We start from the raw sequence: 9112 nt of genomic DNA on the forward strand, positions 1-9112 counted from the left end.
CCCCGACGGAGGCCGTACCGGCTGCCGGCGCCGATGCCGCAACGGGGCCGTGGGCGGAGGACCCGGCGGCGGGGGCGGAGGTGGATCCATCGCCGGCAGCAGTGGCCCTCCCGCGCGCAGTCGGGCGACGGCCAGTTCGGTCCGCCGCCGCGCCAGCGGGCCGTCATCACGTTCGAAGACGAGCCGGACGCCGGCGCGGCCCAGTTTCTCGACGGTGAGCAATCGGTAGCCGAGGGCACGGCCGATATCCTCGATCTGGCGCTGCCTGCGCGGCGATGCATGGCCGGGCACCAATTCGACACGACCACGGCTGTCGAAGCGCGAACGTATTTCGTCGTCCTTCACGTGGCTCCACTCTCGAAAGTCAGGCAACCTCCGGCTGCTGCACCACGATCGTCGCACGTCCCGCCCCTCCCAGTGCACGGGCCCACCGGCGTACTTGAGGGATTATGCGGCGCCTTATTTCGCGAACAGGCCTCCGAGAGCTGACCGGGGCAGACGATTGCAAATCGACCTCATCCGGAAGCCGTTGGCCGCATTGAAATTGAGCTCTACGCACCTGCAACCGACTTGCTCCTGTCATCCGCGCCCGGGCCCGACATCTTCGGTACGTCCATTCCCTCCGGAGTGCGCGACAGAATCCTGGACCTGGCCCAGGACCGAAGCCCGCTCGTAGGTCCGGCCCCCTCCGGTCCCGGTATGCACCTCGCCCGGAGCAGGGGCATGGTCAGCTCCCCCCCACTGCAGCCTGGGATCCCCAGGGTGATCCGCTCCTCCGTCGAAGGCTCAGCGGTCCACGCACGCAGCTCTGAGCGACCGACCTCGAAGTGGTCCGCGCCATGCAACTTGTCGGGCGACGTCTGCCCTCGCGTGCCCCGCCTGCCTTGCGCCGCCTCAGGCCCGGATCCCCGGCTCCACAGCGGCCGGCCCCTCGGGCCCGGAATGGGCCGAAGCGGGCTACTGCGGAGACGATCGAGTGAATCGCGGAGACACACCGCAGCAGCTGGCGAAATCTGGCTAAAAAGGCCCAGTCAGTGAACGCACATTCGCTCAAATGGCGGGCGACCCGTACTGGAAGGCTGACAGTGGGAACGCTGAACAAGCTGGAGCGGCACTTCGAGGCATGGGTGAACGGCGCCTTCGCCAAGGCCTTCAAGTCTGCGGTCCAACCCCTGGAATTCGTCGGCGCGCTGCGGCGTGAGTGTGACGTCAATTCCAGAATCTGGAGCCAGGACCGCACTGTCGTACCCAACAGCTTCGTTGTCGAGCTCAACACCGACGACCACGCACTTCACAGCACGTGCCTGGTGATGCTCGGTGAGGAGCTGGTCGAGAAGGTGCGCGAGTACGCGGAGTCGCAACTCTATTCCTTCGTGGGTCCCGTGAAGGTCCAGTTGCAGTGTGCGGACGACCTGGAGACCGGGCGGTACCGGGTGAGGAGCCGGATCGAAATCCCACCGGACGTGAAGCAGGCCATGGAGACCGCCGAACGCCGCGCATTGACAGCACGTGAGTGGGGCGGCCACGGGCAGGCAGTGACCTGGAGGCAACCGCCCCGCCCCCCGAGCGGGGGAAAGCAGGTGCTGACAGTAGAACAGTTCACAGAGCATGAGGTGTTCGTCGACAGCAACGGCATCCTCGTACGAAGAGGCCTCCGGCCGGTCGCCAAACCGTCACACATCAGGCGCACTGGCGAACGTAGGACGAAAGGTGCCGACGCTCCCGAGTTCCTCCCGGCCGGGCACGGACCGCCCGCCCGCCTCAACAGGCTTGGGGGCCGGCCCCCTGATCGACCCACGGCGGCGGCCGACCGGTCCGTGACCGTTGCTCCTGAGGTCCAGAAGTACCCTCCCGCCGGCCTGCCCCAGTTGTCCAAGTCTCAAGTCGAGGGCGACTCCCGTGAAGATGCACGCCGCCGACCCGATGAACACGGTAGAGCGATGGCGGAAGCATCCAGCCGCCGACGCGCCGAAGCCGTCACCAAGAGCTCTTCAAGATCATCGAAAGGACTGAACAGTATGACTAACGACCGCGACATCAGCGTCGGCACACCTGCGTCTGATGGAGGGGGCGACAGGCCGGATCGGTATGCCTCGACCGAGCCCCAGATGCCCGGCCGGGGAGAAGCCCTGCCCCCTGTACGGTCAGCAGACGAAGCCCACCCCGGTGAACTCGGACCCCAGGCCTCCGGTACCGCGTCCGCAGCCAACACTCCGGGCGGGCCCCCTCTGTCACGCCCGTACGCCGGACCCCGGCAGCCGGCACGGTACGCCGATGGCGCACCGGCCAACCACCTTGCCGCGGGGGCCTACGCGCCTCCGGCACTCGACCGGTTCGGGCAAGGTGCCGCACTGGGGCACAGCTCATCGGTAGAGCTCTCTTCCGACCGCCTGCTGCGTAACAAGACGGGCGTCCGAGGCGGTCTCAAGAAGCTGCGCATCGGTGGAAGGAAGGCCGAGCGTGCGCGGTTGCAGAAGTTGGGTGTGCTGCGTACGCCGGTGATGGACTGTTACAAGATCGCGGTCATCAGTTTGAAGGGCGGTGTCGGTAAGACGACCACGACCACCGCTTTGGGTGCGATGCTCGCGACGGAGCGTCAGGACCGCGTGGTGGCTATCGATGCGAATCCGGATGCGGGTACGCTCAGCCGCCGGGTGCGCCGGGAGACGAATGCGACGATCCGTGATCTGGTGGCGGATATCCCGAACCTGCCGAACTACATGGCGGTTCGCCGTTACACCTCTCAGTCGCCCAGTGGTCTGGAGGTTCTCGCCAATGATGTGGACCCCGCTCTGTCCACGGCGTTCAACGATGAGGACTACCGTCAAGTGGTCGCTTGTCTCGGGCAGCATTATCCGATCATCCTCACGGATTCCGGTACGGGGCTGCTGCACAGTGCCATGGCTGGCGTCCTGGACCTCGCTGACCAGCTGATCGTTGTCGCTACACCCAGTGTGGACGGTGCGGCGAGCGCGAGCACCACGCTGGACTGGCTCAATGCCCACGGCTACGCGGACCTGGTGCAGCGGAGTATCACCGTGGTGTCCGAGGCGCGTAAGACCAGCAAGATTATCAAGCTGAACGATGTGGTGGCCCATTTCCGTGCGCGTTGCCGCGGTGTGGTGGTGGTTCCCTTCGACGAGCACCTCTCCGCGGGAGCGGAGGTCGACCTGGACAGGATGAAGGCGCAGACCCGTGAGGCGTACTTCAACCTGGCGACGCTGGTCGCCGCGGACTTCCACCGTACCCAGCCGGAGCCCGTGGGCTGGCCTGCCCTTCCGCACTCGGGGTACAACTCGGCCAGCGTCTTCTCGGCTCCTGTCTGGGGGTGATCTCCACCCTCCCGAGTCGGGGGTGCCGTTCGTCGCGGGCCCGGGTGCGGTCGGAGGGCCGGCGCTGTCCGGGCCCGTGGGCGCGACGGACCGCGGCGTCGGCTGAGCCGGTGTTCGGGTGAGTCGCGGATCGGGTCCGTCAGTTCGTGACACGTAGCGAGCCGGGCGAGGGTGGCTGGGCTTTGGGTTCGGGCTTGGTACAGCCTTGAGTGCGCGCACGGTTTCGAGGCGGCCGTGTGGCGCTGAGGGCTGTCCGCCTGGGCACCGGCCGTGCGAGGGGCCGTCGCGTACCGGGCGTAGGGCACGCGCTCGCGTGGGACCACACGGATCTCGGTCCACTCGGTGTGTCCTCCGGCCGGGGAGCTGTGGACGGCTGCGTCCGGCGGCGGCTCGGGCCGGGCGAGCGACTCGGATGGCATGCGCGCTTCCTGTAGGGCCCGTGTGTTCCCGTGTGTTGGGGAACGCCTCGTCGTTGTCTTCGTCCGGCGTTCAGGCAGGGGCGGTGTCCCACGGTTAGGGGTATGCACGAAGCGTCACAGGATTACTGGCAGCAGAGGTGTCTCTTCGATGGTGGTCATGGGGCTGCGGGGTGTCCATCGCGTCTCCGGGGCGTTCACTTCCGGAGAAACGGGAAGTCGTCATGAGACGCGGTGCTTGGATACCAGAGGTGAGGAGCTGTCATGACAACCTTCGTCATCACCGTCCCCGGGACTTTCGTCGTCAGCGTCACAGAGAGTCTGCGGGCGTCCCTGAAGCGCAAGCTGGCTGCTCAGCACACGGACCTGAGTAAGAGCGAGGGCCTCGATCTGCTCACCCTCAACGACGACAACACGTTCTCCGTTCGGCTCGAAGTCAATGCCGCAGACCGGTACGAGGCGGAACTGAGTGCCTTGGGGCTCATGTCCAAGGCTCTGCGGGAGACGGGGTTCGCTCAGAAGGACGCGCTTCTGGGGACGCCTGCCGTCACCGGGGTCGACAGCCCGATCTGACCGGCCTGTTCACCCGGCCGGTTGACTCTGCCCCCGGCAGCGACAGGGCTTTGTCCCGGAGAAGCCGGTCGCGGGGAGGGGCGCCGTTCCGGGGAGTTCGTGGCTGACCGAGTGTTGCCGGGTGGCGTCTGCGTCTGTGCGGGCAGTATGAGCCGGGTGAACTCTTCCATGCAGCCGGAGCGGACGCCCGATGGCAGGTACATCGTGGTGAACGGCCGGCGATGGCGGGCGAGCGATCCGGAGATTCCCGAGGGCGTCGCCGCCGATCTGCGCCGCCACCTAATGGCAGCCCGGCGTGCGGTGGCAGCTTCGCGCAGGAATCAGGACACGGCGGCCGAGGGCCGGGCGCGATACAGGGTGCACACGGCGAAGGTGGCGCTCGGTGAGCGGGGCACTCCGTGGTGGGAACAGTCCGTCGCCGAGCGGCGCCGACGCTGGCAGGACGGTGCGACCAGACTCAACGCAGCCGACCAGCCGGGGAAAGATCACATCACCCCGTAGGCGTTCAGGGGCAGCAGTCGCCTCTGGTGCCGCGAGGGCGGAATGCCGCCTTTGCGCGGATGGCACGTCCAGATGGTTCCCGAGGACGAGATCGGTCCTGGATTCGCCTACATGATCGGCCTCGCGCACACTCACATCGGATCTGAACTCGCCATGTTCTGACTCGATAGCCACGCTATGCACGGCATGCTCAACAGGCTCGGAGCGAAGCTGCCACGCGTGCTGTATTGGCTGAGGTTGTCGACGGTCACCAAGTCGCGCTCAGGCAGATCGATCTCCGCTGGTGCCGAACCTTCTTCGGAGGGGGGTTACCGGGAGTCGCGAACTCTGACCTCTGAGGTGCCAACCAGCGACAGACCAACGCTGCCGCGCCGGAGGCCAGTCGCGTAATCGGTGGCGAACGCGAGCGGGGCTTGCGGCCGTGCCCAACAGGTTCGCATCGCACATTGTCTGTTCCCCTCAGTCGTCGACGAGATTCGCACAGCTCTGCGATCAGCGTCGGCTCGAGACCGCCGCCCGGCCGCCTGCACAACCGCCAGGCGAATTCCCATGCGGCGCGCCACAAACGTCCTTCCGTGTGGCGTAGACCACTTCCCGGGGCGGATTGCTGACGGGAACGATCAGGGAAGCCATAGAGCGCCAAGATCGGCTTGAAAGGTGGCATGCACTCGTGACGCTCGTGGCGCCTCCCCCCATACCCAGAGCAGCAGGCTCGGTCCCGCTGCTGGGTCACGCGATACAGCTCATACGCGACAACCTCGGCTTCATCGCCTCCCTGCGTACCAACTACGGCCCGCTGGTCGAGATCACTCTCCAGCCCGGCACCCGCACACTGGTCGTTCAAGACCCCGACCTCATCCGAACCATGCTGATCGACCTCGGACCCAGTCTCGACAAAGGCCGATTCTTCGAAAAGATGGGCCAGCTGCTGGGCGACTCCGTCGTCACAGCGGCGGGCCAGGACCACGTCCGTAAGCGACGCCAGCTTCAGCCGGCCTTCGGGCGCCCGGAGATCGCACGCTACGTCGACATCATGCGGGCCGAGGCCAAAGCAGCCGTCGACACCTGGATTCCCGGTCAGCAACTCGACGTCCGTGAGGCCATGGTCAAGCTGTCCCTCGACATGCTCGCCAAGACCATCTTCGCCGGCAGCTTGGACGAGGCTACCTTCCGCCGGCTGCGCGACGATCTGTCGGTGGTCATGAACGGGGTCGGAGCCCGCGTCATGCTGCCCGACTGGGTGGAACGCCTCCCCCTCCCGTTCAATCGTCGGTTCAACGCCGCCCGTGACGCCGTGCGGGCCACGATCACCCAGGCCGTGGCCGAGCTTCAGCACTCGGAGCAGGACACGGGCGACATGCTGTCCCTGCTGCTGCACGCCACGGATGAGGAGACCGGCCGGCCGCTGACCGGACACCAGATCAGTTCGGAGATACTCACTCTGGCCGTGGCAGGAACCGAGACCACCGCATCGGTACTGTCCTGGGCGCTCTACGAGATCACCCACAACGCCGACATCGAACGAGCAGTCCTGGACGAACTCGACGTGGTCCTCGAGGGTCGGCCCATCGCGTTCGAGGACCTTCCCCGCCTGCCCTACCTCGACCGCGTCATCCGGGAAACTCTGCGGTTGCACCACACCGGATGGCTCGTCACCCGTCGCACCGTCACCCAGACACGCCTGGGTCCATGGTCGGTCCCCGCTGGAACCGAGCTCGCCTACTGCCAGCACGCCCTGCACCGCGATCCTGAACTGTTCCCAGAGCCTCTCACCTTCAACCCTGACCGCTGGCTGGAAGACACGCAGGCCGAAGCATTCACGCCCGGTGCGTTTCTCCCCTTCGGGGCAGGCAAACACAAGTGCATCGGGGACCGGTTCGCCCTCACCGAACTGGTCACCGCCATCGCGACCATGATCCGTCGCGCACGTTTCGAAATTCCACCGGGCCAGGAGGTACGGCCCGTCGCCAGGGCAACCGTGCGGCCCAGCACACTGCTGATGGCCATGCACCAGAGAAGCGACTTCGTACAGCGGGATCAGGACTGACAAGCGCCTTCGATCTCCGGCCGGACGGCGTGGATGCGGCGTGCCGCTGTCCGGTTCGGAAAGGCACTGCGTGCGAACCGATACATGATCAGAAAGCACAGGATGAGCGCCACGCACACCCCTTGAGGGAGGGCCGTGTTCATCATCGCCCCCGAGGCCGTACTGCGGTGAGACACACTGCGGCAACCACACCCACCGCGCCATCGACGGCAGACACGTAGCCCGCGGATTGCCTCCCTTTCGAATAGAGGGGTGATGTGGCGGTGGGTGGTGCTGTCGAATGCCTGGGAAGAGGAGATCTGGTCCTGTTCCTGGTGTTGTGCCGCCACCCACGTGGGCGGCGAGTGTTTCGAGATCGCGCTCTCGCCATACGTGCCCATGGACATGCGCTGGGAGTGGGAGCGCGCTGTCGCAGGTGGGACTTCCGGCCGGCCGGTATTGATCAAGCCTACGGCACCTGCGACCGGACACTGTGGGGCCTTGAGGGAATCGGCAGGACACGATCAGTCGCCGTTCGCTACCGTTACAACTGTCACATGGGAAGGGATGTGGACATGGCACTGGTCAAAAAGGGATCGCGGCTCGTCAGCGTGGACGGTACTACCTACCGGTGGCGACTCCGCGGACGGCCGACCTACGACCAGGGACTGGTCCGGTCACCCCTCACCTACGCGGTTGAACACGCCGACACTCCCGGCACCACACTGGTGGTCACCACCAATCAGCCGCACTCGAGCAACTGGTTGGGCACACAAGGCAGCCCGATCCTGCCCGCCCAGGTGGCTGACAGTATCCGCACCGCTCTCACCGACGGCTGGCCGCCCAAGAGCCCGGGCTCCCCCTTCCATCTCGACCAGTCAGCGGGTTTCGTTTCGTCCCACTGACCCACCCCATGCTTCAGGACTCACCGACCCAGCGGTCGGCGAGTCCTTCTGCTTTCCGCTCCCCACTATCACCACACGCGGCTGGACAGTGGCGGGGAGGTGGCCGGCTTCCACCATCTCCGCGTCCACGATCCACGTCGGCCTCGTGCTCCGGCTTCCGCGGAGCCGTAGCGGCTGATGATGCTCTGGCGCTGGTAGGGGCGGGGGCTGGGGACATACCACTCGCGGGCGCATACCGTGGATGTCTACACAGGTGAGGCTATGGGCCAGGTGTACTCAAGTTCGGGTAGCTCAAAGCCCTGATCGAACCGGCAGATCCGCTCATCGGTACGCAGGGCCCCATGCCGCTCGTAGAAGGCGACGGCGTGGGTGTTGGCACGGAGTACTTCCAGGTAGACCGCCCTGTCCGGGTACTCATCGGCTGCCCATGCCAGGGCATGTGCCAGGAGCCGGCCACCGATTCCCGACCCGGTGCGGCCTGGCCTGGCGTGCAGGTTATCCAGCAAAATCCGGCCGTCAGGTCGAGGCATCAGGTAGGCGAACCCGTCGATGCCGTCTGCCGCCTCCATCACGAACAGGGCCGTCCCGGGGAGAGGCGCGTCCAGCCGGCCGGTCCAGAGTTCCAGACGGTCTTCCAGGAGAGGGCCGGTCAGGAAGTCGGTGGGCATGATTCCGGTATATGCCGTACGCCAGCTCTCGGCATGCAGCGCGGCAACGTCGGCGGCGTCCTTCGGGTGGCCCCTTCTGATCTCCATGGGCCCAGCCTCGCGCATGACCCAGGAGAGATGCCATATCTGGGCAGGTGAAACGGCTAGCCGTGCGCCGTTGTTCGCTGAAGGTGGCGGAGTCGGAGCTCTGCGGGTAATCCGGGTCGTGGGCTGGTGGTATTTCTGTGGCAACGTCAGCGATGGTCGAGCTTGCCCCGGGTGTGGGGCCGTCTGGCTCGTCGTGGCCGTGTCGGCCGTACCCGGGCTCGGTACGCTGTTGTACGCACCCTGCTGGAGGCCGGGCACAGCCGACGTGTGATCCAACGGCAGCGGTCGCCCGTGTTCTGTGGCTTGACGACGGCGGATGCGCTCACCTGCTGTACCTGGCGCAGGCGGTGGACGGCTTCGACGTCCTCACCCGCCCGCGGCGCCGGTGCGCCGCCCGGCAGTGGGCACTGCACCCCAGCCTGCGGTGGGCCCTGGGCGCGATCACCGCCGGATCCGCGTTCGTCCGCAACGGGCGTATGGACGTGCTCGCCGTGAACCCGCTGGGCCGCGCCTTCTGCAGTGACGTCTACGCCGCGTCCGCCAACCAGGACAATTTCGCCCGGTTCGCCTTTCTCGACCCGGTCTCCCGCCGCTTCTACCCGGA

At 66.4% G+C, this 9112-nt stretch carries 7 protein-coding genes and 1 pseudogene; 6 read left to right on the forward strand and 2 right to left on the reverse strand.

Annotated features, from left to right (window positions below):
- The coding region (locus BFF76_RS33420; RefSeq protein WP_208604893.1) for a hypothetical protein at positions 1-345 on the reverse strand (345 nt) is incomplete at its 3' end.
- A 740-nt stretch (positions 346-1085) separates the two neighbouring features.
- Here BFF76_RS33420 and BFF76_RS29925 point away from each other — a divergent pair.
- The 5 genes from BFF76_RS29925 to BFF76_RS29940 all read left to right on the forward strand — a co-directional run bounded on the left by BFF76_RS29925 (position 1086) and on the right by BFF76_RS29940 (position 7753).
- Positions 1086-3332 (forward strand): FhaA domain-containing protein, encoded by a 2247-nt coding sequence (locus BFF76_RS29925; protein ID WP_065849478.1) that lies wholly within the window; start codon positions 1086-1088, stop codon positions 3330-3332.
- A gap of 680 nt (positions 3333-4012) precedes the next feature.
- Positions 4013-4321: a hypothetical protein gene (locus BFF76_RS29930; protein ID WP_031096061.1), complete on the forward strand. Its 309-nt coding sequence runs from the start codon at positions 4013-4015 to the stop codon at positions 4319-4321.
- Positions 4322-4468: 147 nt separating this feature from the next.
- Positions 4469-4822, forward strand: a complete 354-nt coding sequence (locus tag BFF76_RS31920; protein WP_053930134.1) for a hypothetical protein — start codon at positions 4469-4471, stop codon at positions 4820-4822.
- A gap of 670 nt (positions 4823-5492) precedes the next feature.
- Positions 5493-6869: a cytochrome P450 gene (locus BFF76_RS29935; protein WP_065849479.1), complete on the forward strand. Its 1377-nt coding sequence runs from the start codon at positions 5493-5495 to the stop codon at positions 6867-6869.
- A 554-nt stretch (positions 6870-7423) separates the two neighbouring features.
- On the forward strand, positions 7424-7753 hold the full coding sequence (locus BFF76_RS29940) for a hypothetical protein (protein ID WP_031100859.1): 330 nt from the start codon (positions 7424-7426) through the stop codon (positions 7751-7753).
- Positions 7754-7998: 245 nt separating this feature from the next.
- On the opposite strand, the gene BFF76_RS29945 is transcribed toward BFF76_RS29940, so the two are convergent.
- Positions 7999-8508, reverse strand: coding sequence for a GNAT family N-acetyltransferase (locus tag BFF76_RS29945; RefSeq protein ID WP_031100861.1), 510 nt, complete (start codon positions 8506-8508; stop codon positions 7999-8001).
- Between the two features lie 281 nt (positions 8509-8789).
- Between BFF76_RS29945 and BFF76_RS29950 the strand changes: the two are divergent.
- Positions 8790-9112: pseudogene (locus tag BFF76_RS29950) on the forward strand (MmyB family transcriptional regulator); the annotation flags it as partial.

The organism is Streptomyces mutomycini (assembly GCF_001700505.1).
GTDB lineage: Bacteria > Actinomycetota > Actinomycetes > Streptomycetales > Streptomycetaceae > Streptomyces > Streptomyces mutomycini.

Excerpts from the sequence above, each read along its gene's own strand:
- BFF76_RS29930 (WP_031096061.1), top strand. The coding sequence starts at position 4,013 with ATGACAACCTTCGTCATCACCGTCCCCGGGACTTTCGTCGTCAGCGTC.
- BFF76_RS31920 (WP_053930134.1), top strand. The coding sequence starts at position 4,469 with ATGAGCCGGGTGAACTCTTCCATGCAGCCGGAGCGGACGCCCGATGGC.
- BFF76_RS29940 (WP_031100859.1), top strand. The coding sequence starts at position 7,424 with ATGGCACTGGTCAAAAAGGGATCGCGGCTCGTCAGCGTGGACGGTACT.
- BFF76_RS29945 (WP_031100861.1), bottom strand. The coding sequence starts at position 8,508 with ATGGAGATCAGAAGGGGCCACCCGAAGGACGCCGCCGACGTTGCCGCG.